Raw genomic sequence first — 25,227 nt, 5'->3', positions numbered from 1 at the left:
CCCCCGTTCACGGTCCGGGTGCCGCCCCGAACAGCCGGCCCCGCACCGCTACCGGCTGGCGGCGGCGTACAGGGCTATCGCGGCCGCGTTGGAGACGTTGAGGCTCTCCATCCGCGGGCTGATCGGCAGCTTAGCCAATATGTCGCAATGCGCCATGCTATTGTGGCGCAACCCTTCGCCTTCGGCCCCCAGCACCAGCGCCACGCGCGATTCGCCGATCGCCTCGCCCAGCACCATATCGGCTTCGCCATCCAGGCCAATGCGCCAGTATCCCGCCTCGGCAATCTCGTCGAGCGCGCGGGCCAGGTTCACCACCCGCACCCAGGGCACGATTTCCAGCGCTCCCGATGCCGCGCGCGCCAGCACGCCGGATTCGGGCGGCGCATGCCGGTCCTGCGTGACGATGCAGAGCGCGTCGAAAGCGGCGGCCGATCGCAGGATCGCGCCGACATTGTGCGGATCGGTGACCTGGTCCAGCACCAGCACGGGCCGCCGGTCGTCCGCGCCCGCCTCCAGCGCGTCGCCCAGCCACACATCGTCCAGCGGCTCGACCTCCGCGACGATGCCCTGGTGCGGCGCGTCGGCCGGCACCATGCGGCCGAGATCAGCCACGTCGGCATAGACGATGGGCAGGACCGGCGGCAGTTCGAGCGCGTTCAGCGTGTCGCGCGTGCCCCAGATCTTGCGGACGATGCGGTCGGGGTTGGCCAGCGCCGCGATGACGGCGTGACGCCCGTAGAAGCGGGGAAAGTTGCCCTTGGGCTTTGCGCTGCGATGTCCTCTTTTCATGGGAGTGCTCTTTTCACATCAGGCCATTGACAGGCAAGCCTCCATTCGCCATTGAGCGCGCCTCCAGCGCGGTGCAGGACGTTTTTGTCCACCGCGTAAGGGCACTGGACAGGTGGCCGAGTGGTTAAAGGCAGCAGACTGTAAATCTGCCCGGGTTTCCCGTACGCTGGTTCGAATCCAGCCCTGTCCACCACCCTTTTCGGGGGCCTTTTGGCTTTCTCGGACGCGCCGCCTCTTTCGGGTTTCCGGCCCGCGCGTCCTGTCTTCCGAACCCGCTGGCCAAGGAGAAACCCATGGCGTGGCTCGTGCTCGGTATCGCCGTGATCACTGAAATCTTCTGGGCGTTGAGCCTCAAATGGGCAGCCAGTATCGGCAGCTGGCAGGCGTCGGTCGTGCCGGTCCTTCTGAGCTTCGTCAACATGGGCCTGCTCGCGCTCGCGATGAAGGGCCTCCCGGCGGGGACCGCCTATGCGATCTGGACCGGGCTGGGCGCGGTCGGCGTCATCATCGGTGGCGTGGTCCTGTTCGGCGATCGGGTAAGCCCGGCGCAGGCAGCGTTCATGGCGATGACGCTGATCGGGGTCGCCGGCACGAAGCTGTTCGCGCAGGGTTGATCGCCACCCGATCGGCCCGAACGGCGATCGGTCGTGCCTTTTGCTCATGCAGCCCGCCTTCGCAGACGCGTCGATCTGCACTAGGCTGCCGAACGATGAGCATCGACCGCCGCACCCTTTTGTCTGCCGCCCTGGCCGGCGCGCTTTCCCTGCCATTCCCCCGCCGCGCCTTCGCCGCGAGCGAGGTGGCGCGCGTGGACGACCTGATCGCACGCATGACGATAGAGGAAAAGGCGGGCCAGATGACCTGCCTGACCGACAGTTTCCGGCCCTATAATCCGCCCAATCCGCAGGTTGGCATCCAGGATGAAAAGCATCTGGCCGAAGAGGTTCGCAAGGGCCGGGTCGGATGCCTGTTCAACGGTATCGGCGTCGCCGGGGCCCGCCGCGCGCAACAGATCGCGGTCAAGGAAAGCCGTCTTGGCATCCCCTTGCTGCTGGCCGGCGACGTGATCCACGGGCTGAAGACCATCTTTCCCGTGCCGCTCGCCGAGGCGGCGAGCTTCGACCCCGCGCTGGCCGAGCGTACCGCGCGCGCCATGGCGCAGGAAGCGACCGCCGCCGGCCTGCACCTGACCTTCGCCCCCATGGTCGATGTCGCGCGCGACCAGCGCTGGGGCCGGGTGGTCGAAGGGGCGGGGGAGGATGTCTATTTGGGTTCGCTCTTCGCCGCGGCCCGCGTGCGCGGCTTTCAGGGGCGCGACCTGCGCCGCGACGACAGCCTGCTCGCCTGCCCCAAGCATTTCGCTGCCTATGGCGCGGTCGCAGCCGGCCTCGAATATGGCAGCGTCGACATTTCCGACGAGACGCTGCGCGAAACCCACCTGCCGCCCTTCGGTTCAGCCTTCGCGGCGGGCGCGCTCACCACCATGGCCGCCTTCAGCGAGATCAACGGCGTTCCGGCCACTGCCGACCGCGACCTGCTGACCGACCTGCTGCGGGGCGAGATGCATTTTCGCGGCTTCGTCTTTTCCGACTATACCGCTGACGAAGAACTGATCGCCCACGGCTATGCGGAGGATGAGCGCGACGCGACCCGGCTCGCCGTGCTGGCCGGGGTCGACATGTCGATGCAAAGCGGCCTGTATGTCCGTCACCTCCCCGATCTGGTGAAGAGCGGGGCGGTGCCGATGGAAACGGTCGACGTCGCCGTTCGCCGCATCCTCTATGTAAAGACCGCCATCGGGCTTTTCGAAAACCCCTATCGCTCGATCAGCGAGGAAGCCGAGAAGACTCGCATCGCCACCTCCGGCCACCGTGCCCTGGCCCGCGAAGTGGCTGCGCGCGCCATCGTGCTGCTCCAGAATGACGGCGTGCTGCCGATCGACCCGACCAAGGGTCAGAAGATCGCGCTGATCGGCCCCTTTGGCGAGGATCGGGCCAATCTCTACGGCCCCTGGGCCTTTTATGGCGACAAGGGGAAGGGCGTCGACATTGCCGCCGGGCTGCGCGCCGCCATGCCTGATCCGGCGCTGCTCACGATCGCGCCGGGGTGCGGGATCCTGTCGCCCGTGGACGGTGGCATCCAGGCGGCGGTGGCGGCGGCGAAGGCGGCGGATATCATCCTGCTCGCCATCGGCGAATCGCAGGACATGTCGGGCGAGGCGCAGTCGCGCACGGTGATCGAAATCCCGCCGCCCCAGCAGGCGCTGGCCGATGCGGTCGCGGCCACGGGAAAGCCGATGGTCGTGCTGCTTCGGCACGGCCGCGCCCTTGCCCTGCACGGGTCCGTTGCCAATGCGCAGGCGGTGCTCGCCACCTGGTTCCTGGGGTCGGAGGCGGGCCATGCCATCGCCGACATTCTCTTCGGCAAGGCCGACCCGTCCGCCAAGCTGCCGGTCAGTTTCCCCTGGGAATCGGGGCAGGAGCCTTTCTTCTACGACCGCAAGTCGACCGGTCGCCCGGTGATCGACAACCGCACCGAATATCGCGCGCGTTACATGACGACCGACAACAGCGCGCGCTATCCCTTCGGCCACGGCCTCAGCTACACCCGTTTCACCCTGGACAATCTCAAGCTGTCCGACGCGGCCTTGCGCTGGGACCGGGCGATCGAGGTGACCGCGCGGCTGACCAACAAGGGCGACCGGCCGGGCAGCGAAGTGGTCCAGCTCTACATTCGCGACAAGGTGGCGAGCCGCACCCGCCCGATCCGCGAGTTGAAACGGATCGAGCGCGTGACGCTGGCGCCGGGCGAAAGCAGGACGGTCCGCTTCTCCCTTTCTCGCGTGGATCTGCAATTTGTCGGCGCGGGCAACCATGTCATCGCGGAACCGGGGCAGTTTGATCTGTGGCTTGGCCAGTCGTCGGACGGCGGGCTGCATACTCAGTTCACCCTTTATGCCGAGGAGCCAGCAAAGGGCTGACCGACAGGATCAGTCCTGCTACAGGGCCGCCCATGCTCACCCTGAAGGACATCACCGTGCGCCTGGGCGGCCGCACTATTCTCGACCGCGCCAGCGCTTCGCTGCCACCGCGCAGCCGTGTCGGCCTGATCGGCCGCAACGGCGCGGGCAAGTCCACGCTGATGAAGGTCATGATCGGCCAGATCGACCCTGACGGGGGGTCATGCGACATGCCGCGCGACACGCGCCTTGGCTATATCGCGCAGGAAGCCCCCAGCGGCACCGCCACCCCCTTCGACACGGTGCTGGCCGCCGACAAGGAACGCGCCGCGCTGATGGCCGAGGCGGAGCATACCGAGGACCCCGATCGCCTTGGCCACATTTATGAGCGGCTGAACGCGATCGACGCCTATACCGCGCCCGCGCGCGCGGCGCGCATCCTCGTGGGGCTTGGCTTTGACGAGGAGATGCAGGGCCGGCCGCTCGACAGCTATTCGGGCGGATGGAAGATGCGCGTGGCGCTGGCCTCGCTGCTCTTTTCCAACCCCGACCTGCTGCTGCTCGACGAGCCGTCGAATCATCTCGACCTTGAAGCGACGCTGTGGCTCGAAAATTTCCTCAAAAGCTATCGCGGCACCGTGGTCGTCATCAGCCATGAGCGCGACCTGCTCAACAATGTGGTCGACTATATCCTCCATCTGGAGGGCGGGAAGGTCACGCTCTATCCCGGTGGCTATGACGCGTTCGAGCGCCAGCGCGCGGAACGGCTCGCCCAGCAGGAAGCCGCGCGCGCCAAGCAGCAGGCGGAGCGCGAGAAGCTGCAGGACTATGTCGCCCGCAACTCGGCCCGCGCGTCGACGGCGAAACAGGCGCAGTCGCGCGCCAAGGCGCTGGCCAGGATGCAGCCGATCGCCGCGGCCATCGAGGATCCGACGCTCCATTTCGGTTTCCCCAGCCCGCCAGAACTGCGTCCGCCGCTCATCACCATGGACATGGCGGCGGTCGGCTATGACGAGACGCCGGTGCTGCGCCGCGTCAACCTGCGCATCGATCCCGACGACCGGCTCGCATTGCTCGGCCGCAACGGCAACGGCAAGACGACGCTCGCCCGCCTGATCGCCGCGCAATTGAAGCCGATGGAAGGCGCGATGAACGCGTCGGCCAGGATGAACGTCGGCTACTTCACCCAATATCAGGTGGAGGAACTGGACGTCACTGACACGCCGCTCGAACATATGACCCGCATCATGAAGGGGGCGACCCCGGCCGCCGTCCGCGCCCAGCTCGGCCGCTTCGGCTTTTCCGGCGAGCGCGCGACGCAGAAGGTCGGCTCCATGTCGGGCGGCGAAAGGGCGCGGCTGGCGCTCGCCCTCATCACCCGCGATGCGCCGCATCTCCTCATCCTCGATGAACCGACCAACCACCTCGACGTCGACAGCCGCGAGGCGCTGGTACAGGCGCTCAACGACTATTCCGGCGCCGTGGTGATCGTCTCCCACGATCGCCACATGATCGAACTGGTGGCGGACCGGTTGGTGCTGGTCGATAATGGCACGGCCCAGCCCTTCGACGGCAGCCTGGAAGATTATACCGACATCATCCTGCGCAAGGCGGACGGCAACGGTTCTGGCAGCCCGAGCGGAGACGCGCCGAGGGTCGACCGCAAGGCGGAAAAGCGCAACGCCGCCGAATGGCGCGAAAGGCAGAAGGCGGCGAAGAACGCCATCAGCAAGGCGGAAAAGGAAATGGCGACGCTGAACGCCGCGCGCAGCCGTATCGATCAGGCGCTTTTCGATCCCAAGGCGGCGACCGGCGCGGAGGCGAAGATGACCATGACGCAGCTGATGATGAAGCGCGCCGAAGTGGAAAGGCAGCTAGAAGCGATCGAAGAAGCCTGGATGGAAGCCAGCGCCGCCCTGGAGGAACTGTAGCGCCCCGTCAGTTTCGTGCCGCCGGCGGCTCCTCCGCCAACGGGTCGTCCGGCCCGTTGAAGGTCCGCATTCGCGTCACGATGTTCCACGTCGCGATGAACAGCGCCGCGATCACCGGGCCAATCACGATGCCGTTGAAACCGAACATGTCGAGCCCGCCCAGCGTGCTGATCAGCACCACATAGTCGGGAATGCGCGTATCGCGCCCCACCAGTATCGGCCGCAGCAGATTGTCGACCAGGCCGATGACGAACAGGCCGCAGACGATCAGGATGACGCCCTTGGCCACCGCGCCTGTTGCCAGCAGGTAGAGCGCCACGGGCACCCAGACCAGCCCGGTCCCCACCGCCGGTATCAATGAAAAACAGGCCATCAGCACGCCCCACAGCAGAGCGCCGGGGATGCCCAGCGCCCAAAAGGCGATGCCGCCGATCATGCCCTGCGCGATCGCGACCACCATGCTGCCCTTGATCGTCGCGCGCACCACGATGACGAACTGCTGCATCAGCGCGCGCCGGTGGATGGCGCGCAGCGGCGCGGCGCGGTCCAGCCGGGCGGCCAGATCCGGCCCGTCGCGCAGCAGGAAATAGGTGAGGTACAGCGTCACGCTGAGCGCCACGAAGAAGCTGAAGGCGCCCTGCCCGATCTGCAGCACCCGTCCGGCGACGGAGCGGAAGCTGCTTGCGATGCCATGCGCCAGCATTTCCCGCACGGTCGCGAAATTGGTGATGCCCACGCGCGCAAGCAGCCCCGACGCCCAGTTCGGCAGGCTCGCCTGGAACTTGTCGAACATCAGCGGAATGTTGATCTGGCCCGATTCCACCTTGCCGTAGAAGAGCGCCGCTTCCTGCACCAGCGCGACGCCCAGCACGATGGTGGGCAGGATGACGACCGCCACGATCAGCAGCAGCGTGATGCCGGCCGCGCTGTTGCGACGGCCCGGCATGCGGTCCAGCAGGGCCTGGTTGAGCGGCGCGAACAGGATCGCCGCGATCACGGCCCACAGCACCGCCGCGAAAAAGGGTTCGATGACGAGCGCGAAGGCGATCGACACGACCAGCACCAGCCCCAGGAAAACCCCATCCTCGATCCGGGTGCTTGGCGGCTTCGACGTCATGTCCGCGCTGTGGCAGAAGTCGCGCGGCAAATCCACGGGGTCTATCACTCTGCCTTGGCGGCAAAGTCGAAGCTGACGGCGACGCGCGGCGCGAGCCCGGCGGCGCTTTCCCCCGTGCCGACGCCGAACGCCTGGCGCGCGATGCTGGCCGAACCCGCCACCTTGCGCCTGGCCCCGCTGCCCGAAAGGGTGAAGCGGATCGTCTGCGGCCGGCTCACCCCCTTGAGGCTCAGCGTCCCGGTCGCGCGATAGCCATTGCCGCTCTTCGTCGCGCCGCTCGCCGTGAAGATGGCCCTGGGATGCGCCGCGACGCCGAAAAACTCGTCGCCTGCCAGCATGCCATCCTGGTAGGCGTCGCCGACGCTGGCACTGGCGAGGTCGATTTCCACGCGGATGTCGGCGCTGCCGGGATGGTCGGGGTCCATGACGATCTTCGCCGACCATCGGGCAAAGCCGCCGCTGATCGCCTGTCCGCCATTGTCGACCGAAAAGCGCAGATGGCCGCCGGGTTGCACCGTCCAGGCAGGTGGGGGAGGCAGGGCCGCTGGCTCTGCGCCCGCCGCATTCTCCGTTGCATCTGCCACTGCCTTCGCCGCCGGAGCCGGATCGGCGGCGGCAGCGGGGGCATCCTTCGCCGGCACCGGCACCGGCACCGGCTCGGGCGACGGCGCGGTCCGGTGCGCGGGCGCTGGCGGCGGCAGGATCGCGCGACCCACCGCCGCGCCCAACAGGATCAGCGCGGGTAACAGCAGCAGCCACAGCGGCGACCGCGTCGGCATCATCCGCCACAACAATCCGTCGCGCAGCAGCAGATGGTGGCGCAGCGCCCCCGCGACATGGAGAGCAAGGAGCGCGATGCCGATCCAGGCGAGCAGCCCGTGTGCGCCTGCCGCCAGGCCATGCGACGCCGCGGGCAGGGGAAGATGCGGCAGCGGCACGATACCGAACAGCAGCGTCGGCACCTTGACCTTCGCCGTCGACACCAAAGCCCAGCCGGTCAGCGGCGCGGCGAGCATGAAGGCATAGAGGCCGCCATGCACCGCGCTGGCGATCGCGCCCTGCCATCCTCCTTCCACCCGCTCGGGACGCGGCCGCAGATAGCGGACCACCAACCGCAACAGAGTCAGGATCAGGATGGTGATGCCCACCGACTTGTGCAGCTGGAACAGCGCGAAACCGCGTGCGCCCAGATCCTCCAGCGCCCATCCGACGCTGATCTGGAAGGCGAGCAGGGCGGCGATCGTCCAATGCAGGACAATGGCGGTCAGACTGTAGCGGCGCATGGAACCTCAAGGCAGGAGGGGGGAGGCACCCGAACGCTATGGCGCCCGACCGGCGAAGTCCATGCCCCCTGTCCGTAAACCAGCGTTGCAAGCCTGTGTCAAAAAGGTCGCAGTGCCGCCAATTTTGACCCTGACATTGAATCCTGATCGCCACGGCTTAAGAGCTATGGGGTAACGCATTTGGAAAGCAGAAATGGCCAAACCCGAAGCCTGGCGCCTCAGCCCGGAAGCCTACAGCTTTATCACCAGCATCGATACGCGGTTCCAGGATCTCGACACGATGGGCCACATCAACAATGTGGCAATCTCCGGCATCTTCGAAACCGCGCGCATCCGCTTTCACCATCATCTCGGCCGCCATCCGCAGGAACAGGGCGTGCGCTGGCTGGTGGCGAATGTGAACCTCAACTTCGTCGAGGAAGCGCATTTTCCCTATCCGTTCGAAGTGCATTGCGGCATCGGCCATGTCGGCCGCACCAGCTGGACGGTCAGCTCCGCCGCTTTTCAGAAGGGCCTGTGCGTCGCGACCTGCGACACGACCGTCGTGACCCACGGCGCGGAAGGCCGTCGCCTGATCGACGAAACGCTGCGCGAGGCGATGGAACACAACTTCCTCAGGCAGCCCGCCTGATCTTCGTGCGCCCGGGTTCTGCCCGGGCGGCAAAGCCTATGACGCGAAGCCGTCCATCCGCCGCGCCCACTGAAAGGCGATGACCGCCCCCTTTGCCGGCTGGATCATCACCAGCGCCAGCACCAGCGCCAGGCCGGGCCACAGCGCCGCCTGCACCCCCAGCGGTATGGCAAGCGCGCGATTCACCTCGATCATCAGCGGCACCAGAATGTGCCCCAGCAGCAATATGACGATATAGGCGGGGAAATCATCCGCCCGCGACAGGTCCCAACGCTCACCGCAGTGGGCGCAGGCGGGGCTGGGCTTCAAAAAGCGCGCGAACATCCGCCCTTCCCCACAAGCCGGGCAACGCCCCCGCAACGCCAGCGCGAGGGCAGGGCGCCAGGGCCTGGGCAAGGGAGGGGGCGTTTGGCTCATGACCCGTCACTATGGTGAACAGACGGACGACGCAACCACGACGCGTATCCGGGACCACGCAATGTCGGAGATGGGGTGGTTAGGGGACTGTCGGCTATTTGGTAGATTAACCGGCATAGCGGACATTGACGCACATTCTGATCGCGATAGTTTCGGATGATGAAAAGTGGGCATCCTACACTACTATTTTTGCTGCTTCTCGGCTGCTCAAAATTTCAAGAGCCGGAAGCGCAAGACCCATCACCGATATTCGGGTGCTATATGTCACCATCCGCACCCACTTTTGCGCTTGGTCCACGAGGCCTGATATCAGATTCTACAAAAAAAGCCGTTTCCTTTCGATATGAAGTTCGAAAGGTGGGAATGATCGTGCGCGCGCCAATCTCAGCAGACGTAGATGGCGGTCGATATGTTTTTCGAAATTCAGACGATCGTTTTTACAGAGTAATATTCTCTGCGGGGCAACCGATCATACGGGTCGCGTTTGGCAATGAAGGTTACCTTATTGACTATGCCCGCTATCCAAGCACCAATTGTAAACTGTGAACGCCCAGAAATGGCCGAAACTGGCTATCACACGCCCAACCATTCCAACCCGCCGGTAAGTTCATCTGCTGAATAATCAATCTGCAAGACACGACGATGGCCTGAGACGGTTGCTGCTTCAGATGCATGAAGAATGGGTGTCGCATATACCCAAACGTCGCCAGCCTTGGCGAGGCAGGCGTAAATCCCGCATCGGGCCACTACATCATCATATTCATCTATCGGCACACGCCCGACGACATGGGAGCCGGGAGCAATCAACAGTGGAGAATTCCCGGCGGGCACATCGTCCAGATGCACACGAAGCGTTATCATACGGGCCAGTAGTTCAAACGGTGGCGCAACATGCTGCATGCCACCTTTAGTCGTCCAAGGCCCATAACCCTCGACATCAATCCGTCGATTCACGCAGATCGTGCGATCTTGATGCCATCCCAGCGACCAGTTCGTGGTAGCGGTTTTATCAAATAAGATCGCCCTGACGGGGCGACATTGCTGTCCAAGGTATTTTGCCGCGAGAGCGCCTATTGCTCCCTCAAAGCCTAATATGGGCCGCAGGGCTTCGATACCATGGATACGAACACCAGCCTGCTCGGACGGAAGTTCACGTAACGCTGCGCTTATATCTGCTAGCAATGGCAACACAGCAGAAGGGATATGCCGAGCACCGTGTTTGCCGAAGTTCATTTGGTCGATGGGGGCAGCTTGGTTCATCGGGCCATGTAATGCGTTGCGCCGTTCAGGGGCAATGTCTGGTTTCGGATGGGCTTCTCAGCGGTCCAAACAGCAACAAATGGTCGCAAGCGGTCACGAAATCACGCCGTCGCCGCTCTTCGCCAACGCTGCGACCAACACCGGATAACCGGCCTCCGCCAACCCGCCCCTTCCGCTGCGGGCAAAGCCTGTTAAGACGGCGGCCATGCGCCTGCCGGGTCCTTCCGAAGCCTTTGCCCTGTTCGACGACGCGCGCGCGCGCAATCCGGCGCCCTCCCGCCTGTATCGCGACCCGATCGCCATCATCGCGGCGCACAGGCAGGAAGAGGTGCAGCCCGCGCTCGACCGGATCGCCGAAGCGACCGAAGCGGGCCTGCATGCCGCCGGCTATATGAGCTATGAGGCCGGGCTGGCGCTGGAGGACAGGCTGCGGCCGCTCGCCGCCCGCCATGCCGGCCGCACGCCGGCCATGCCGCTGCTCTGGTTCGGCCTGTTCGAAGGGCACAGGCTGATCGACCCGGCCGCCATGCCCGGCCTGCTTGCCCATCCGGAGCGCGTCACCATCCGGCCGCCTGAACCGCTGGTCGACGAAGCGGCCTATCGCGCCGCCTTCGACCGGGTGCAGGACTTCATCAAGGCGGGCGACATCTATCAGGTCAATCTCACCTTTCCCAATTCGGTGCGCTTTACCGGCGATCTGCTGGCGCTTTATGGCGCCATTCGTCCGCGCCAGCGCGCCGGCTATGGCGGCGTCATTCGCACCGACGTGCACAATATCCTGTCCTTTTCGCCCGAACTCTTCTTCACCAGCGTGCGGGGCCAGATGACCACCCGGCCGATGAAGGGGACGGCGCCACGGTCCGCCGACCCGGCGCGCGACGCCGAGATTGCGCGCGAGCTTGAACAGGACGTCAAGCAGCGCGCGGAAAATCTGATGATCGTCGACCTGTTGCGCAATGACCTGTCGCGCGTGTCGCGGGCGGGATCGGTGACGGTGCCCGACCTGTTCCATGTCGAAACCTATCCGACGGTTCACCAGATGGTGTCGACCGTGCGCGCGCGGCTGTTGCCCGGGCTGGGGCCGGTCGACATCTTGCGGGTGCTCTTCCCCTGCGGATCGGTGACCGGCGCCCCCAAGATCCGGGCGATGGAGATCATCGACGCGGTCGAAGCCTTTCCGCGCGACATCTATACCGGCACCATGGGATGGATCGATCCCAATGGCGACGCCGCCTTCAATGTTGCCATTCGCACCATTTGGGTTGAAGAAGGCAGGCAAGAGGGGCGCCTGGGCCTGGGGTCCGCCATCGTCGCCGATTCCGACGCCGCATCGGAATGGGCCGAATGCCTGGCCAAGGGACGTTTCCTCACGGCGGACGGGATGGGTCAAGGGGGCTTGAATAGTTTCGATGTCATTGGCTGACGGACGGTTCGATCTTCTCGAAACCATGGCTTTCGACCCGGTCGACGGGGTCAGGCTGCTGGAAATGCATCTCGAACGGCTCAAGGCCAGCGCGAGCGCACTGGATTTTCTCTTCGACCGCCATGATGCGCGCAACGAACTGCAGGCCGCGACCTTTCGCCTGCGCGATCGCAGCCGGTTGCGGCTGCTGGTGTCGCGGCGCGGATCGGTGGCGATCGAGGTGCGCGAACATCGCACCTGGCCGCAGGCGATCATGCAGGTCGCGATCGTCCCGCGCCGTTCCCGGGCGGACGACCTGCGCCTCCTGCACAAGACCACCGACCGGACGCTCTATCGCGACGCGCTCAAACGGGGCGGCACCTATGAGGTGCTGATGACCGACGATCAGGGCTATCTGACCGAAGGCTGCTTCTCCTCCATCTTCGTCGAGCGCGGTGACAAGCTGGTGACGCCGCCCCTGTCACGCGGCCTGTTGCCGGGCGTGCTGCGGCGCAGCCTGATCGAAATGGGCGAGGCGGTCGAGGGCGACCTGCGGCCCCATGATCTGGAAAAGGGTTTTTTCATCGGCAATGCGGCGCGCGGCATGGTGGCGGCCACGCTGGCCCCGCTCAGGCGATAATCTGCCGTTCTGCCCCGGAGGGGGCCGCAGCCCTCCAACTGGCGGTTGCCCCTGTTGCCGTAGCGCTCTAAGGAGCCTCGCGTCCGCGCGCGTCGCGGACTCGAAGCTACCATCAGAAAGAGTGTCACGATGAGCCAGACTTCCGCCGCCCTTGGCCGCATCCAGCCCTCCGCCACCCTGGCGATGAGCGCGCGTGTGAATGCCCTCAAAGCCGAAGGCGTGGACGTGATTGGCCTGTCGGCCGGTGAGCCGGACTTCGACACCCCCGATTTCGTCAAGGAAGCCGGCATCGCTGCGATCCGCAAGAACCTCACGCGTTACACCGATGTCGACGGCACGGCCGAACTCAAGGACGCGGTCGCCTTCAAGTTCAACCGCGACAACGGGCTGGTCTACAAGCGCAGCCAGATCAGCGTGAACTCGGGCGGCAAGCACACGCTGTTCAACGCGCTGGTCGCGACCGTCGACGCGGGTGACGAAGTCATCATCCCCGCGCCCTACTGGGTTAGCTATCCCGACATCGTGAACTTCGCGGGCGGCACCCCCGTGTTCATCGAGGGGCCGGCGCGGCAGGGCTACAAGATCACCCCGGCGCAGCTGGACGCCGCGATCACGCCGCGCACCAAGTGGATCATCCTCAATTCGCCTTCCAATCCTTCGGGCGCGGCCTATTCGGCGGCTGAGCTCAAGGCGCTGGGCGAAGTGCTGCTGCGCCACCCGCAGGTGCTGGTGATGACCGACGACATGTATGAACATGTCTGGTACGCGCCGACGCCCTTCGCCACCATCGCGCAGGTCTGCCCGGACCTATATGATCGCACCCTGACCGTGAATGGCTGCTCCAAGGCTTTCTCGATGACCGGCTGGCGCATCGGTTTCGCCGGCGGGCCCGAATGGATCATCAAGGCGATGGGCAAGTTGCAGTCGCAGTCGACCTCCAACCCCTGCTCGATCAGCCAGGCGGCCGCCGTTGCCGCGCTTACCGGCGACCAGGACTTTCTGGAAGAGCGCAACGCCGCCTTCAAGAAGCGCCGCGACATGGTCGTGTCGATGCTGAACGATGCGCCAGGCCTCGACTGCCCGGTGCCCGAAGGCGCCTTCTACGTCTATCCCGACGCCAGCGGGGTGATCGGCAAAACGACACCCAAGGGGCAGCGGATCGACAGTGACGAGGCGCTGATCGGCTATTTCCTCGACGAAGCGAAGGTCGCCGCCGTTCACGGCGCCGCCTTTGGCCTCTCGCCGGCCTTCCGCATCAGCTATGCGACCTCGGAAGAGGTGCTGGCCAAGGCCTGCACCCGCATCCAGGAAGCCTGCGCCGCCCTGAAATAAGACGCGTTGATGCAGGGAAGTGCGTCGCGCTTCCTTGCATCATCACATTTTTGGAAACGGAAAATTTCCGCCGCGCCGTCTTGCGGATGGAGCCTGGCATTATATATCCGGTTTCGAACTAAAACCTATCAGGACGCCCGGCGTTCAGCTCCGGCTCAGCAGCATTCTTCTATTCGCCAATTCCTTCATGGAATCGGCCCCAAAGGAAACAGGCCATGACGGCATTCCTCAAGTCCGACCTCTTTCTGCGCTTCCTCGGCGGCTTCGTCGTTGGCGCGATCGCCATGTTCGCGTTGCAGCCCAGCGAACCGCCGGCCCTGGTCAGCCCCGCCATGGCGTCGACCGGCTCCGCGCCGGTCGCGCCGGCTTTCCCCGATCATGCGACGCTCTGACGGCATAGCCCTTGCTGTCCTGGCGGCGCTTGCCGTCGCCTCACCCCTGCGCGCGGAACGCGCCGTCCTCGCCCCCGAAGCCTCCGTCGACGCCCCCCCCTCCGGCAAGCTCAACACCGCCGTTTTCGCGGGCGGCTGCTTCTGGGGCGTTGACGGCGTCTTCTCCCATGTGAAGGGCGTCCGCTCAGTGACGTCAGGCTTTGCCGGTGGCCCGCCCCGCATGAAGGTCAATTATGAGCGGGTCAGCGAGGGGGACACCGGCTATGCCGAAGCCGTGCGCGTCACCTATGATCCGCGCCAGGTCAGCTACGGCACGCTGCTGCGCATCTTCTTTTCGGTAATCACCGATCCCACCACGCTCAACTATCAGGGGCCCGATCACGGCACCCAATATCGCAGCGCGCTGTTCCCGCTGGATGCGGGGCAGGACAAGGCCGCCCGCGCCTATCTGGCGCAGCTCGGCCAGGCGGGTCTGTGGCGCGGCTCCATTGTCACCCGCGTCGAACCCTTCACCGGCTTCCAGTCCGCCGACGCCTATCACCAGGATTTCCTCACCCGAAACCCGCGCCACCCCTATATCCAGCGTTGGGATGCGCCCAAGCTGGCTGCGTTCAAGGCGATGTTCCCTCAATATTACAGCGCCAGGCCCGCGGCCTGATCCCCCGCGGGCACAAGTTCAGCATGACGAAAGGCGCGGGGGCGTTTAAGCGGAGAGCCATGAAGAGCCTTTCTCTCGCCCGTCTTCTCGCGCTTGCCGTCCCCGTGCTGCTGCTGGGGGGCGCCTATGCCTCGCAATATGTGGGCGGGCTGCACCCCTGCGAAATGTGCTGGTGGCAACGTTATCCCCACATCGCGGCCATCCCGCTCGCGCTGGTCGCCTATGCAACGGCGCGCCGCCCTTGCATCAGTGCGCTGTTTGCGGGGTTTGCGGGCCTTGCCATCGGCGTCAGCGGGGCGATCGGCCTGTTCCATGCCGGGGTTGAATATGGCTGGTGGCAGGGGCTGACCGCCTGTTCGACCAGCCCCACCGGCGGCAGTTCGGCCGACATCCTGAACCAGATCATGGCCACCCCGATCACCCGTTGCGACGTCGCGCCCTGGAGCCTGTTCGGCATCTCTCTGGCTGGCTATAACGGGCTCTTGTCGGGGGCGAGCGCGCTCGCCATCTTGGTCCTGCTGCTCAAGGGAAGGAAAGAGGCATGAGCGCGTCCCGCGATTTTCCCCGGCCCGGCAGGCGGGTCACCGCCGACCAGCGCGCCTCCATGCTCAGGGTCGACCAGGCGGGCGAGTTCGGTGCCACACGCATCTATGCGGGGCAACTGGCCGTACTGGGCGATCGTCACCCGGACGCGCGCGTGATCGCCGGCATGGCTGCGCAGGAGGACGCGCACCGCAAGGTCTTTGACCGGATGATCCTGGAGCGGGGCGTGCGTCCCACCGCCCTGCAACCGCTTTGGAATGTCGCGGGCTTCGCGCTCGGTGCGGTGACGGCGGCGATCGGTCCGCGCGCCGCCATGGCCTGTACGGCCGCGATCGAAACCGAGATCGACCGGCATTATGCCGAACAGTTGCGCGAACTGGGGGATGAGGATCCGGAACTCGCGGCGACCATCGCGGATTTTCAGGCGGAGGAGCTGGAGCATCGCGACACCGCGCTGGCGCACGGGGCGGAACAGGCTCCGGCCTACCCGCTGCTGTCGGGCGCCATTCGTTTGGGCTGCCGCGCCGCGATCGCACTGTCGAAGCGGATCTGAGGAGACACGGGAACATGAAGAAGACAGTGATGATCGCCGCCCTGCTGACGGCTGCGACAGCCCTTCCCGCCACGGCACAGCCGGCGCAAACGGGTCCAAGGGACCAGGCTCCTACTGCGGCGGCTGGCACCAGCGGCTCGGAAAGGGTCAACCTGGTGATCGTCTATGGTAATGATCCCTGTCCGCAGAGCGCCGGCAGCGACATCGTCGTATGCGCGCGCAAGGGCGAGGAAGAACGCTTCCGCATCCCCGAGCCGCTCCGAGGCGATCCCAACAAGCCCAGCAACCAGGCGTGGGGCGAACGGGTGCGGTCGATGGAATATGTCGGCCGCACGGGCACCGAAAGCTGTTCGGCGACGGGACCTGGCGGCTTTACCGGCTGCTTCAACCAGTTGGCCCGCGTCGCCAAGGCGGAACGGCAGGCTGCCGACAATGCCAGTTGGAAGGATCTGGTCGCGGCCGAGCGCGGTCGCCGCCTCTCGACGATCGACGCCGACAGCCGCGCAATCGAGGCTCAGGCCGTTGCCGAAGAAAAGGCGGAGGCCAAGGGATCCGCGCAACCGACGGGCACGCCCATGGCGGCTCCATCAGCGACGCCGCCCAGCCCCTGACGGCTTCGCGGACGGGGCAGCGTCTTTAAGGGGCAGGGCGGGGGATGACAAGGAATTTTGAATGCGTATCCCCGTTCTGGCTAGCCTTGCCGCCCTCATGCTGATGCCTTCGGGTACGGCGGCGGCGCCACCTGCTGCCTCAGATCCCGAAAAGCGCGTCATTTTCAATCTGATGGTCTATGGCGACGATCCTTGCCCCCAGGCAAAGGGCGACGAGATCATCGTCTGTGCCCGCCGCCCCGAATCCGAACGCTATCGCATTCCCAAAAAGCTCCGCGAAAAGCCTGCCCCATCGGGTGGCCCCGGCTGGGGCAGCCAGGTCGCGACGATGGAAGAGGTGCAGCGGCAGAACCTGCCCAACAGTTGTTCGACGATTGGCAGCAACGGCTTTACCGGTTGCACCGCGAAGATGCTGGAGCAGTGGTTTGCGGAGCGGCGGATGCAGGAGTCGAAGGGGCAGCCGTGACCGTTTGACATCGCGGCATATAGAGCTGGCAGGGCCGGAAAGGCCGCACGCATCTTTCGGAACCTGGCTTCAAAACACGACGGGCGGGGTCTGCATTCAGACCCCGCCCGACAGCTTTTCTAAATCGCCGAAGCTTATTTGGGCGCCAGGACCATCAGCATCTGACGGCCTTCCATGCGCGGATAGGCTTCGACTTTCGCGATCTCGCCCACATTTTCCGCCACCCGCTGGAGCAGCTGCATGCCGAGTTGCTGGTGGCTGAGTTCACGGCCGCGGAAACGCAGCGTGATCTTCACCTTGTCGCCTTCGCCGATGAAGTCATGCACCTTCTTCATCTTCGTATCATAATCATGATCGTCGATGTTGGGGCGCATCTTGATCTCTTTGAGTTCCTGCGTCCGCTGCGTCTTGCGGGCGATATTCGCCTTTTTCTGGGCTTCGTACTTATACTTGCCGATGTCCAGGAATTTGCAGACCGGCGGGTCGGCGGTGGGCGACACTTCGACCAGGTCCAGCCCGATCTCATAGGCGCGCTCTATAGCCTCCTGCGTATACATCACGCCCAGATTTTCGCCTTCGTCGTCGATCACGCGCACCTTGGGCACGGTGATGAACTCATTGTAACGGGGACCGGACTTCGGCGGCGGCGCCATGGGACGGCGCATCATCGGGGGACGTATAGTGGCTTCTCCTGTAGCAATTCAAAAAATGGCTCTGGCGGCCCTTTAGCGCAAAGCCGAAAGGGGCGGCAAGTCCGCAGTTGCGGAATCACCGGCCCCATGTGGCATCGCTGCCTCACCGCATATCGGGGGCGAGCGCCTCTTTTGCAAGACGGGCGATGACATCGTCGAGAGAAAGGACGCTTTGCCCCTCCTTGCCCAATTCGCGCAGCGCTACCGTGCCCTCGTCGGCCTCGCGCCGGCCGACCACCAGCAGATTGGGGACTTTCGCAAGGCTGTGTTCGCGAACCTTGTAGTTGATCTTCTCGTTGCGGAGGTCGGTTTCGGCGCGAAGGCCTGCCGCCCGTAGTTTCTCCACCACGGCCCGCGCATAGTCGTCGGCGTCCGATACGATGGTGGCCACCACCGCCTGAACCGGCGCGAGCCAGAGCGGGAAGCGGCCCGCATAATGTTCGATCAGGATGCCGATGAACCGCTCGTAGGAACCGAAGATCGCGCGGTGGAGCATGACCGGCCGGTGCCGTTCGCCATCCTCGCCCACGTAGGACGCGTCGAGTCGCTCCGGCAGCACGCGGTCCGACTGGATGGTTCCGACCTGCCAGGTCCGCCCGATCGCGTCGGTCAGGTGCCATTCCAGCTTGGGCGCATAGAAGGCGCCTTCGCCCGGCAGTTCTTCCCAGCCATAGTCGGGCGTGTTGAGGCCGGCCGCCGCGACAGCGTCCCGCAGTTCGTTTTCCGCCTTGTCCCACATCTCGTCGCTGCCGAAGCGCTTGTCCGGCCGCAGCGCCAGCTTGATCGAGTAGGTGAAGCCGAAATCCTTGTAGATGCGGTCGGCGAGCGCACAGAAGGCGCGGACCTCCTCGACGATCTGGTCCTCGCGGCAGAAGATATGCGCGTCGTCCTGAGTGAACTGGCGCACGCGCATCAGCCCGTGCAGCGCGCCATGCGGCTCGTTGCGGTGACAGCAGCCATTTTCATAGAAACGCAGCGGCAGGTCGCGATAGCTCTTGATCCCCTGGCGGAAGATCAGGACATGCGCCGGGCAGTTCATGGGCTTGAGCGCCATCCAGTCGGCGTCGTCCGAAACGAGCGGTCCTTCATCCTCGACGTTCGGGACTTCGTCGGGGATCACGAACATATTTTCGCGATATTTGCCCCAGTGGCCGGACTGCTCCCACTGGCGCGCGTCCATCACCTGCGGGGTCTTGACCTCGCGATAGCCTGTCGCGTCGATCGCGCGGCGCATATAGGCTTCCAGCTCGCGCCAGATCAGATAGCCCTTTGGGTGCCAGAAGACCGACCCGTGCGCTTCCTGCTGCAGATGGAACAGGTCCATCTCCGCGCCCAGCTTGCGGTGGTCGCGCTTGCCCGCTTCCTCCAGCCTGTGGAGATGCGCGTCGAGCTGCTTCCTGTTGAGCCAGCCCGTGCCGTAGATGCGCGAGAGCATCGCATTTTTCTGATCGCCGCGCCAATAGGCGCCCGACACGCGCGTCAGCTTGAACGCGGCGGGATCGAGCCGGCCGGTCGAGGCGAGATGCGGCCCCCGGCACATGTCGAGCCAGTCCTCGCCCGACCAGTAGACGGTCAGTTCCTCGCCCTCGGGCAGTTCAGTGGCCCATTCGGCCTTGAACGTCTCGCCTTGGGCGCGCCAGCGGGCGATAAGGTCCTCGCGGCTCCATACCTCCCGCCGCAGCGGCTTGTTCGCGGCAATGATGTCCCGCATCTTTGCCTCGATCACGGGCAGATCCTCCTCGGTGAAGGGGCGATCCTTGGGCGCGAAATCATAATAGAAGCCATCGTCGGTCGACGGACCGAAGGTGATCTGCGTGCCCGGGAACAGCGCCTGCACCGCTTCGGCGAGGATATGCGCGAAGTCGTGGCGCGCCAGGTCGAGGGCGTCCACCTCGTCCTTGCTCGTCACCAGCGCCAGCTGCGCGTCGGCCTCCAGCGGGCGCATGATGTCGCGCAGCTCGCCATCGACGCGTGCGGCGATCGCGGCCTTGGCCAGACCCGGCCCGATCGCCGCCGCGATATCCGCCGGGGTAGTGCCGGGCGCGACTTCGCGCACGGAACCGTCGGGCAGGGTGATCTTGAGCATCGCGGACACGCAGGGTCTTTCTGTGAAATGGAAAAGGGCGGCGAAAAATGCCGCGCCTTCCCCTTAAATGGGCCGCCCGCACTGTCAATAGAAGCGCGCGTCAGGCGAAGATCAGCCGCGCCTCGTCGCTCGTCGCCTGGAGGAAGGATAAGGGCCCGCTTGCCTCCACGCCGGCGGGCAGCGCGTCGGCGGTGATGCCGGCCAGCGCCAGCCCGCTCTGGCACGCGAGCAGGGAAACGCCCAGGGCCACAGCGTCTTCGATCAGCGCGGCCAGCGTCGGCAGCCCGGCCGCGGCATGCGCCTCGTCCCGCGGCGTGCTGATCGGCGTGCGCAGCAACGTCACGGCGTCCAGCTGCAGGAAGAGGCTCGCCCGACCGCCCAGCGCCGCCTGGCCGGCAGCCAGCACCAGCGCGCCACGCAGCCGCTCCGCGTCCGCCGTCGCGACGATGATCCTCAGTTCGCGCACAGTTCCACGGCGCAGGTCCGGCAAGCGGGGTCCTTCGCGACGCTGACGGTGCGAAAGCGCATGGAGAGCAGGTCGGCTAGCAGCAGCTTGCCCGCCATGTCGACGCCAAACGGCACCAGCGCGCGGATCACCTCCAGCGCGGCCAGACTGCCGACCATGCCCGTCAGCGCACCGATGACACCTGTCTCGGCGCAGTTGCGCTCTGGCGCGTCCTGGGGATCCCCCACCAGGCAGCGATAGCAGGGCAGCCCGTCCTCCCAACCGCGGTAGGTGGCAAGCTGCCCCTCGAACGGTCCCACGGCCGCCGAAACCAGCGGAATGCGCATCCGCTGCGCGCAATCGGCGACCGCCAGCCGCGTCGCAAAACTGTCGCAGCCATCCAGCACGACGTCGGCGTCGCGCAGCATCAATGTGGCGTTGTCGGCATCGATCCGCGCGTTGATCGGGATCAGCTTCACGTCGGGATTGAGCCGCCCCACCGCCGCCATCGCGGCTTCCGCCTTGGCCGTGCCGATCTCTGCCGTGCCGAACAGCACCTGCCGCTGGAGGTTGGACAGCGCCACCGCGTCATCGTCGATCACGCGGATCGTGCCGACGCCGGCCGCCGCGAGGTAGAGAATGGCCGGACTGCCGATCCCGCCCGCCCCGATTACCGCGACATTGGCCGACAGCAGCCGCGCCTGCCCTGCGCCGCCGATTTCCTTCAGCACGATATGGCGGGCATAGCGTTCAAGCTGCTCGTCTGTCATGTCGAACGCACTCCCGTCGAGCCGAAACCTCCCGAACCCCGGGCGGTGTCGTCCAGCTCCCCCACCTCGGCAAATGTCGCGACCTGTACCGGCGCCGCCACCAGCTGGGCGATGCGGTCGCCCCGCGCGACGACGAAAGGCTCGTCCCCCAGATTGATGAGGATGATCTTCAGTTCCCCGCGAAAATCCGCGTCGATCGTGCCCGGCGTGTTGGGCAGGCTGATGCCGTGTTTCAGCGCCAGGCCCGATCGCGGCCGCACCTGCACCTCGTAGCCTTCGGGGATCGCCATGGCAAAGCCCGTCGCCACCGCATGGCGTCCGCCTGGCACCAGGATCACATCCTCCGCCGACACCACATCCAACCCCGCCGCATGCTCCGTCGCATAGGCCGGGATCGGCAGCCCCTCGCCATGGGGCAGGCGCTTCAGGCGAATCTCAATCGGTGCGAGGGGTGAGGGCATGAGCGACCTTTTCAATCAGGCGGTTGGCGACGGCGTCCTTGGGCAGGTGCTCCCAGCTTTCGACGCCTTGCGCGGTGATGATATGCACGCTGTTATCGTCGCCGCCCATCACGTCGCCCGACACGTCATTGGCGACGATCCAGTCCGCGCCCTTGCGCGCGAGCTTGGCCTGGGCATGCTCGGCGACCCTCTCCGTCTCGGCTGCGAAGCCGACCAGCAGGGTAGGGCGGCGGGCATCTTTGCCCAGGCTGGCGAGGATGTCGGGATTTTCGACCAGCGCGAGCGGCGCGGGCTTGCCCGAACCATCCTTCTTGAGCTTATGACCGGCCGCGTCCGCCGTCCGCCAGTCTGCCACCGCGGCCACCATGATGGCGGCATCGGCGGGCAGCGCGGCCTCGACCGCCGCCAGCATCTCGCGCGCCGTTTCGACATCGACACGCTCGACGCCGGCGGGGGTCGGCAGATGAACGGGCCCCGTCACCAGTGTGACCCGCGCGCCCGCCCGCGCGGCTGCGGCGGCGATGGCAAAGCCCTGCTTGCCCGAGGATCGATTGGCGATGTAGCGCACCGGGTCGATCGGCTCATGGGTCGGCCCGGCGGTGATGAGGACATGCTGCCCCGCCAGCGGCAGGTCCGCTGTCTCGAAGTCCGGCTGGCCCGCGAGCGGGTCGCGCGCGTTGGGGCGGGCGAGCATCCGCTCTATCTCCACGGCGATGACCTCCGGGTCGGGCAGGCGGCCCTTGCCATATTCGCCGCAGGCCATTTCGCCGCTGTCCGGCTCCATCACATGAATGCCGTCGGCGTGAAGCCGCGCGACATTGCGCTGCGTCGCGGGATGGTGCCACATGCGGACATTCATTGCCGGCACCGCCAGCACTGGCTTGTCGGTCGCCAGCAGCAGCGTCGTAGCCAGATCGTCGGCGATACCGTTCGCCATCTTCGCCAGGATATTGGCCGTCGCGGGCGCCACCACCAGCAGATCGGCCTGGCGGGACAGCTGGATATGGCCAATCTCCCGTTCTTCCTTGAGGTCGAACATGTCGCCATAGACATGGTCTTCCGTCAGCACGCCCAGCGACAGCGGCGTCACGAACCGGCTCGCGCTGTCGGTCAGCACCGCGCGCACGGCGATGCCGCGCTTCCTGAGCAGTCGAACCAGCTCCAGCGATTTGTAGGCTGCGATGCCGCCGGAGACGATGAGGAGGATGCGCTGGGTCATCAGGCTATTGGGTCCAATTCCGCCTCATCCCGTTAAGATAGGAAAAATGCCGCCATCGCGCCAGCCCCTGCCAGACCCGCGACCAGCGCCACCATCGCATAGCGCCATCCGCTGCCGACGCTGATGAGCCTCACCTCGGTCAGCGGCGGCGGCGGCGGCGCGCCGCCCTTTTCGGGGAAGGCCTCCTCGATCCGCCGCACCAGTCCCGGCAGCCGCTGGAGCGTGCGCCAGTTCTCGATCAGCGTGTCGGCGGCCTTTGCTTCCGGCCCGAGTTCCGAACGCAGCCACTCCTTCACATAAGGTCCGCTCGTCTCCCACAGGTTGATGTCCGGGTCGAGCGAGGTGGCCACGCCCTCCACCATCACCATCGTCTTCTGCAGCAGCAGCAGGTGGGGCTGGGTCTGCATGTCGAAATCGCGCGTGATTGCGAAGAGGCCGTCCAGCATGCCGCCGACGGATAGTTCGCGCACCGGCTTGCCCCGCATCGGCTCGCCCACCGCGCGCAGGGCGGTCGCGAACTCGTCGACATTATGGTGGCCGGGCACATATTGGGCCTCGAAATGGATTTCAGCGACGCGCTTGTAGTTGCCGGTGATGAGCCCGTAGAGAATCTCGGCCAGCCACATGCGCGCGCGCCGATCGATCCGGCCCATGATGCCGAAATCGATCGCGACGATATCGCCGTCGTCGCGCACGAACAGGTTTCCCTGATGCATGTCGGCGTGGAAGAATCCCTCGGCGATCGCCTGTCGCAGGAAGGCGTTGACGAGTCGGGCGGCTATTTCCTTCACGTCATGGCCCGCGGCGATCAGCGCATCGCGATCGGAGATCTTGATGCCGTCGATCCATTCCATCGTCATGACCTTGCCGGTCGTGCGATCCCAATCGATCTGCGGCACGCGATAGCCGGGCATCGCCTGCATCGCTTCGGCCAGTTCGGAAGCCGACGCCGCTTCGCGCCGCAGATCCAGTTCCCGCGCGGTCCAGCGCTTCATGTTGGCGATGACCAGGCGCGGACGCAGCCGCGCGACCTCGCCGCCCAGCATCTCGACATGGGCGGCGGCCCATTCATACGTCTGGATATCGCGATTGAACTGGTCGGTGACGCCCGGCCGGATCACCTTCACCGCGACGTCCCGCCCGTCGATCGTCGTTGCGCGATGCACTTGCGCGATTGAGGCCGCGCCCACCGGCGTCTCGTCGAAGTGGCTGTAGAGCGCGTCGAGGGGCCGGCCGAAACTCTGCTCTATCTGCGTCCGGACGGTGGCGAAAGGGACGGGCGGCAGCGCGTCCTGCAGGCGCAGCAAATCGTCAGCCGCCTGCTCGCCGACCAGGTCGGGTCGGGTCGCCAGCGTCTGGCCCAGCTTGATCGCCGCCGGGCCGATCGCCTGAAAAGCATCGGCATAGCGGGGCTGGCGGGGCACGCGGGCGCCGAAGCGGGCCACGCGCACCAGCCGCCGAACCGGCGCGGGAGTCAGCGGATCGCGCTCGATCCCCCGCAGCGCGCCGTGACGTGCCAGCGTGCGACCCCATTTCAGGAGCCGCCAGATATGCGTTGCATGGGATGGCATATTACAAGCCGTTCGGTTCGAGCAGCATCAGGCCCGGTCGAGACCCGGCAGCCGGGAACGCCTTCCCGACTTCGGCTGTCGGCAGGCGCGGACCTTCGCTCGAAACGAACGGAAAAAACCCTCTCATATCTTCCATCCCGAATGGATCGCCACCAACCCGCCCAGGATCGGCTCGACCTTGGTCTGCACGAAGCCTGCCTCGCGGATCATCCGCTCGAATTCGGGCATGGGCGGGAAGCGCCGGATCGATTCGATCAGGTAACGATAGCTGTCCTCGTCATCGGCCAGAAGCTTGCCGAGCTTCGGCACCAGCCGGTGCGAATAGGCGTCATAGACGTCGGAAAACCCCGGCCATGTGTTGGTGGAAAATTCCAGACAGAAAAAACGGCCGCCGAACTTCAAAACCCGGTGCGCCTCGGACAGCGCCTTGTCGATATGGGTGACGTTGCGGATGCCGAAGGCGATCGTATAGGCGTCAAAGCTGCGGTCGCCAAAGGTCAGTTCTTCCGCATTCTGCTCTGACCAGATGAGGCCCTCCAGCCCTTTCTTTTTCGCCCGCTCGATGCCGACAGCCAGCATTTCCGGGTTGATGTCCGATACCGTGACCCGTGCGCCACGCCTGGCCAGGCGGAAGGCGATGTCGCCGGTGCCCCCCGCCATGTCCAGGATCGCCTCGTCCCCGCGCGGCTTCACGCGGCTGACGAACTGGTCCTTCCACAGCCGATGCGCGCCCGCCGACATGGCATCGTTCATCAGGTCGTATTTCGAGGCGACATTGGAAAAGACGGCGCGCACCATGCCTTGCTTTTCAGAGGCATTGACGTCGCGATAGCCGAAAGAAGCGGTGTCGTTCATGGCCGAGCCTCCTAGAGCATTTGCATGGGCGGAGGAAACACCCGAGATAAGGGAAATCTCCTGTGGCCCCGGTCGATGGGGGTCGCGTCGTGCTCTGGGACCCCGAGCGGTGGCGGACGGCCTCGTAATGCCCCGCCGCCGACC

The 25,227-nt window shown here is 65.5% G+C and carries 26 protein-coding genes and 1 tRNA gene; 14 read left to right on the top strand and 13 right to left on the bottom strand.

Annotation, left to right across the window (positions count from 1 at the left end; translation table 11 throughout):
* Window positions 1-48 precede the first annotated feature (48 nt).
* Window positions 49-789, bottom strand: a complete 741-nt coding sequence (locus AAC640_RS03695; protein WP_340264715.1) for a TrmH family RNA methyltransferase — start codon at window positions 787-789, stop codon at window positions 49-51.
* Between the two features lie 106 nt (window positions 790-895).
* Here AAC640_RS03695 and AAC640_RS03690 point away from each other — a divergent pair.
* The 4 genes from AAC640_RS03690 to AAC640_RS03675 all read left to right on the top strand — a co-directional run bounded on the left by AAC640_RS03690 (window position 896) and on the right by AAC640_RS03675 (window position 5,679).
* Window positions 896-982: transfer RNA gene (locus tag AAC640_RS03690), tRNA-Tyr, on the top strand.
* Window positions 983-1,082: 100 nt separating this feature from the next.
* Window positions 1,083-1,403 carry a DMT family transporter gene (locus tag AAC640_RS03685; protein WP_340264714.1) on the top strand — a complete coding sequence of 107 codons (321 nt, stop codon included), beginning with the start codon at window positions 1,083-1,085 and terminating at the stop codon, window positions 1,401-1,403.
* 95 nt (window positions 1,404-1,498) lie between these two features.
* Window positions 1,499-3,769 carry a glycoside hydrolase family 3 N-terminal domain-containing protein gene (locus AAC640_RS03680; RefSeq protein WP_340264713.1) on the top strand — a complete coding sequence of 757 codons (2,271 nt, stop codon included), beginning with the start codon at window positions 1,499-1,501 and terminating at the stop codon, window positions 3,767-3,769.
* Between the two features lie 32 nt (window positions 3,770-3,801).
* Window positions 3,802-5,679, top strand: coding sequence for an ABC-F family ATP-binding cassette domain-containing protein (locus AAC640_RS03675; RefSeq protein WP_340264712.1), 1,878 nt, complete (start codon window positions 3,802-3,804; stop codon window positions 5,677-5,679).
* A gap of 7 nt (window positions 5,680-5,686) precedes the next feature.
* Here AAC640_RS03675 and AAC640_RS03670 read toward each other — a convergent pair whose 3' ends face one another.
* Together AAC640_RS03670 and AAC640_RS03665 are read right to left on the bottom strand one after the other, a co-directional pair.
* The gene (locus tag AAC640_RS03670; RefSeq protein WP_340264889.1) at window positions 5,687-6,796 is read right to left on the bottom strand and encodes an AI-2E family transporter; all 1,110 of its coding nucleotides are present in this window, start codon (window positions 6,794-6,796) and stop codon (window positions 5,687-5,689) included.
* A 44-nt stretch (window positions 6,797-6,840) separates the two neighbouring features.
* Window positions 6,841-8,079: a cytochrome b/b6 domain-containing protein gene (locus AAC640_RS03665; RefSeq protein ID WP_340264711.1), complete on the bottom strand. Its 1,239-nt coding sequence runs from the start codon at window positions 8,077-8,079 to the stop codon at window positions 6,841-6,843.
* 193 nt (window positions 8,080-8,272) lie between these two features.
* Here AAC640_RS03665 and AAC640_RS03660 point away from each other — a divergent pair, with 193 nt between their 5' ends.
* Window positions 8,273-8,710: an acyl-CoA thioesterase gene (locus AAC640_RS03660; RefSeq protein ID WP_340264710.1), complete on the top strand. Its 438-nt coding sequence runs from the start codon at window positions 8,273-8,275 to the stop codon at window positions 8,708-8,710.
* 36 nt (window positions 8,711-8,746) lie between these two features.
* Here AAC640_RS03660 and AAC640_RS03655 read toward each other — a convergent pair whose 3' ends face one another.
* Window positions 8,747-9,127, bottom strand: a complete 381-nt coding sequence (locus AAC640_RS03655; RefSeq protein WP_340264709.1) for a DUF983 domain-containing protein — start codon at window positions 9,125-9,127, stop codon at window positions 8,747-8,749.
* 573 nt (window positions 9,128-9,700) lie between these two features.
* Entirely contained in the window at window positions 9,701-10,387 is a 687-nt protein-coding gene (locus AAC640_RS03650) for a phytanoyl-CoA dioxygenase family protein (RefSeq protein ID WP_340264708.1), read from the bottom strand.
* A 205-nt stretch (window positions 10,388-10,592) separates the two neighbouring features.
* On the opposite strand from AAC640_RS03650, the gene pabB reads away from it, so the two are divergent.
* The 9 genes from pabB (at window position 10,593) to AAC640_RS03605 (ending at window position 16,984) form a co-directional block, all read left to right on the top strand.
* Window positions 10,593-11,810 (top strand): aminodeoxychorismate synthase component I, encoded by a 1,218-nt coding sequence (gene pabB, locus AAC640_RS03645; RefSeq protein WP_340264707.1) that lies wholly within the window; start codon window positions 10,593-10,595, stop codon window positions 11,808-11,810.
* Window positions 11,797-12,429: an aminotransferase class IV gene (locus AAC640_RS03640; protein ID WP_340264706.1), complete on the top strand. Its 633-nt coding sequence runs from the start codon at window positions 11,797-11,799 to the stop codon at window positions 12,427-12,429. Before pabB ends, AAC640_RS03640 begins: the two co-directional genes overlap by 14 nt.
* A 129-nt stretch (window positions 12,430-12,558) precedes the next feature.
* A complete protein-coding gene (locus AAC640_RS03635) occupies window positions 12,559-13,761 on the top strand; it encodes a pyridoxal phosphate-dependent aminotransferase (RefSeq protein ID WP_340264705.1) in 1,203 nt (400 codons plus the stop codon).
* A gap of 215 nt (window positions 13,762-13,976) precedes the next feature.
* On the top strand, window positions 13,977-14,153 hold the full coding sequence (locus tag AAC640_RS03630) for a hypothetical protein (RefSeq protein WP_340264704.1): 177 nt from the start codon (window positions 13,977-13,979) through the stop codon (window positions 14,151-14,153).
* The gene (gene msrA, locus AAC640_RS03625; protein WP_340264703.1) at window positions 14,140-14,811 is read left to right on the top strand and encodes a peptide-methionine (S)-S-oxide reductase MsrA; all 672 of its coding nucleotides are present in this window, start codon (window positions 14,140-14,142) and stop codon (window positions 14,809-14,811) included. Before AAC640_RS03630 ends, msrA begins: the two co-directional genes overlap by 14 nt.
* A gap of 59 nt (window positions 14,812-14,870) precedes the next feature.
* Window positions 14,871-15,356 (top strand): disulfide bond formation protein B, encoded by a 486-nt coding sequence (locus tag AAC640_RS03620; protein WP_340264702.1) that lies wholly within the window; start codon window positions 14,871-14,873, stop codon window positions 15,354-15,356.
* Window positions 15,353-15,907, top strand: coding sequence for a demethoxyubiquinone hydroxylase family protein (locus AAC640_RS03615; protein WP_340264701.1), 555 nt, complete (start codon window positions 15,353-15,355; stop codon window positions 15,905-15,907). Before AAC640_RS03620 ends, AAC640_RS03615 begins: the two co-directional genes overlap by 4 nt.
* Window positions 15,908-15,921: 14 nt before the next feature.
* Complete coding sequence (locus AAC640_RS03610; protein ID WP_340264700.1) at window positions 15,922-16,518, top strand: hypothetical protein; 597 nt, start codon at window positions 15,922-15,924, stop codon at window positions 16,516-16,518.
* Window positions 16,519-16,615: 97 nt separating this feature from the next.
* A complete protein-coding gene (locus AAC640_RS03605; RefSeq protein WP_422794952.1) occupies window positions 16,616-16,984 on the top strand; it encodes a hypothetical protein in 369 nt (122 codons plus the stop codon).
* A 134-nt stretch (window positions 16,985-17,118) separates the two neighbouring features.
* Here AAC640_RS03605 and infC read toward each other — a convergent pair whose 3' ends face one another.
* The 8 genes from infC to AAC640_RS03565 form a co-directional block, all read right to left on the bottom strand.
* Complete coding sequence (infC, locus tag AAC640_RS03600; RefSeq protein WP_340264698.1) at window positions 17,119-17,652, bottom strand: translation initiation factor IF-3; 534 nt, start codon at window positions 17,650-17,652, stop codon at window positions 17,119-17,121.
* Between the two features lie 127 nt (window positions 17,653-17,779).
* Window positions 17,780-19,762: a threonine--tRNA ligase gene (gene thrS, locus AAC640_RS03595; RefSeq protein WP_340264888.1), complete on the bottom strand. Its 1,983-nt coding sequence runs from the start codon at window positions 19,760-19,762 to the stop codon at window positions 17,780-17,782.
* A 100-nt stretch (window positions 19,763-19,862) separates the two neighbouring features.
* Complete coding sequence (locus AAC640_RS03590; protein WP_340264887.1) at window positions 19,863-20,228, bottom strand: DsrE family protein; 366 nt, start codon at window positions 20,226-20,228, stop codon at window positions 19,863-19,865.
* Window positions 20,216-20,977, bottom strand: a complete 762-nt coding sequence (locus tag AAC640_RS03585) for a HesA/MoeB/ThiF family protein (protein ID WP_340264697.1) — start codon at window positions 20,975-20,977, stop codon at window positions 20,216-20,218. The genes AAC640_RS03590 and AAC640_RS03585 overlap by 13 nt, the downstream gene beginning before the upstream one ends.
* Window positions 20,974-21,438: a dUTP diphosphatase gene (dut, locus tag AAC640_RS03580; protein WP_340264696.1), complete on the bottom strand. Its 465-nt coding sequence runs from the start codon at window positions 21,436-21,438 to the stop codon at window positions 20,974-20,976. Before dut ends, AAC640_RS03585 begins: the two co-directional genes overlap by 4 nt.
* On the bottom strand, window positions 21,413-22,657 hold the full coding sequence (gene coaBC, locus AAC640_RS03575; protein WP_340264695.1) for a bifunctional phosphopantothenoylcysteine decarboxylase/phosphopantothenate--cysteine ligase CoaBC: 1,245 nt from the start codon (window positions 22,655-22,657) through the stop codon (window positions 21,413-21,415). The genes dut and coaBC overlap by 26 nt, the downstream gene beginning before the upstream one ends.
* Before the next feature lie 32 nt (window positions 22,658-22,689).
* Window positions 22,690-24,228, bottom strand: a complete 1,539-nt coding sequence (gene ubiB, locus AAC640_RS03570; protein WP_340264694.1) for a 2-polyprenylphenol 6-hydroxylase — start codon at window positions 24,226-24,228, stop codon at window positions 22,690-22,692.
* Window positions 24,229-24,351: 123 nt separating this feature from the next.
* Window positions 24,352-25,083, bottom strand: coding sequence for a class I SAM-dependent methyltransferase (locus AAC640_RS03565; protein ID WP_340264693.1), 732 nt, complete (start codon window positions 25,081-25,083; stop codon window positions 24,352-24,354).
* Window positions 25,084-25,227 lie beyond the last annotated feature (144 nt).

The organism is Sphingobium mellinum, assembly GCF_037860795.1.
Taxonomy (GTDB): domain Bacteria; phylum Pseudomonadota; class Alphaproteobacteria; order Sphingomonadales; family Sphingomonadaceae; genus Sphingobium; species Sphingobium mellinum.
The sequence above is the reverse complement of the archived record's forward strand: the minus strand, read 5'-3'. Positions and strand labels throughout refer to the sequence as shown.

Excerpts from the sequence above, each read along its gene's own strand:
- AAC640_RS03695 (WP_340264715.1), bottom strand. The coding sequence starts at position 789 with ATGAAAAGAGGACATCGCAGCGCAAAGCCCAAGGGCAACTTTCCCCGC.
- AAC640_RS03685 (WP_340264714.1), top strand. The coding sequence starts at position 1,083 with ATGGCGTGGCTCGTGCTCGGTATCGCCGTGATCACTGAAATCTTCTGG.
- AAC640_RS03680 (WP_340264713.1), top strand. The coding sequence starts at position 1,499 with ATGAGCATCGACCGCCGCACCCTTTTGTCTGCCGCCCTGGCCGGCGCG.
- AAC640_RS03675 (WP_340264712.1), top strand. The coding sequence starts at position 3,802 with ATGCTCACCCTGAAGGACATCACCGTGCGCCTGGGCGGCCGCACTATT.
- AAC640_RS03670 (WP_340264889.1), bottom strand. The coding sequence starts at position 6,796 with ATGACGTCGAAGCCGCCAAGCACCCGGATCGAGGATGGGGTTTTCCTG.
- AAC640_RS03665 (WP_340264711.1), bottom strand. The coding sequence starts at position 8,079 with ATGCGCCGCTACAGTCTGACCGCCATTGTCCTGCATTGGACGATCGCC.
- AAC640_RS03660 (WP_340264710.1), top strand. The coding sequence starts at position 8,273 with ATGGCCAAACCCGAAGCCTGGCGCCTCAGCCCGGAAGCCTACAGCTTT.
- AAC640_RS03655 (WP_340264709.1), bottom strand. The coding sequence starts at position 9,127 with ATGAGCCAAACGCCCCCTCCCTTGCCCAGGCCCTGGCGCCCTGCCCTC.
- AAC640_RS03650 (WP_340264708.1), bottom strand. The coding sequence starts at position 10,387 with ATGAACCAAGCTGCCCCCATCGACCAAATGAACTTCGGCAAACACGGT.
- pabB (WP_340264707.1), top strand. The coding sequence starts at position 10,593 with ATGCGCCTGCCGGGTCCTTCCGAAGCCTTTGCCCTGTTCGACGACGCG.
- AAC640_RS03640 (WP_340264706.1), top strand. The coding sequence starts at position 11,797 with ATGTCATTGGCTGACGGACGGTTCGATCTTCTCGAAACCATGGCTTTC.
- AAC640_RS03635 (WP_340264705.1), top strand. The coding sequence starts at position 12,559 with ATGAGCCAGACTTCCGCCGCCCTTGGCCGCATCCAGCCCTCCGCCACC.
- AAC640_RS03630 (WP_340264704.1), top strand. The coding sequence starts at position 13,977 with ATGACGGCATTCCTCAAGTCCGACCTCTTTCTGCGCTTCCTCGGCGGC.
- msrA (WP_340264703.1), top strand. The coding sequence starts at position 14,140 with ATGCGACGCTCTGACGGCATAGCCCTTGCTGTCCTGGCGGCGCTTGCC.
- AAC640_RS03620 (WP_340264702.1), top strand. The coding sequence starts at position 14,871 with ATGAAGAGCCTTTCTCTCGCCCGTCTTCTCGCGCTTGCCGTCCCCGTG.
- AAC640_RS03615 (WP_340264701.1), top strand. The coding sequence starts at position 15,353 with ATGAGCGCGTCCCGCGATTTTCCCCGGCCCGGCAGGCGGGTCACCGCC.
- AAC640_RS03610 (WP_340264700.1), top strand. The coding sequence starts at position 15,922 with ATGAAGAAGACAGTGATGATCGCCGCCCTGCTGACGGCTGCGACAGCC.
- AAC640_RS03605 (WP_422794952.1), top strand. The coding sequence starts at position 16,616 with ATGCTGATGCCTTCGGGTACGGCGGCGGCGCCACCTGCTGCCTCAGAT.
- infC (WP_340264698.1), bottom strand. The coding sequence starts at position 17,652 with ATGATGCGCCGTCCCATGGCGCCGCCGCCGAAGTCCGGTCCCCGTTAC.
- thrS (WP_340264888.1), bottom strand. The coding sequence starts at position 19,762 with ATGCTCAAGATCACCCTGCCCGACGGTTCCGTGCGCGAAGTCGCGCCC.
- AAC640_RS03585 (WP_340264697.1), bottom strand. The coding sequence starts at position 20,977 with ATGACAGACGAGCAGCTTGAACGCTATGCCCGCCATATCGTGCTGAAG.
- dut (WP_340264696.1), bottom strand. The coding sequence starts at position 21,438 with ATGCCCTCACCCCTCGCACCGATTGAGATTCGCCTGAAGCGCCTGCCC.
- coaBC (WP_340264695.1), bottom strand. The coding sequence starts at position 22,657 with ATGACCCAGCGCATCCTCCTCATCGTCTCCGGCGGCATCGCAGCCTAC.
- ubiB (WP_340264694.1), bottom strand. The coding sequence starts at position 24,228 with ATGCCATCCCATGCAACGCATATCTGGCGGCTCCTGAAATGGGGTCGC.
- AAC640_RS03565 (WP_340264693.1), bottom strand. The coding sequence starts at position 25,083 with ATGAACGACACCGCTTCTTTCGGCTATCGCGACGTCAATGCCTCTGAA.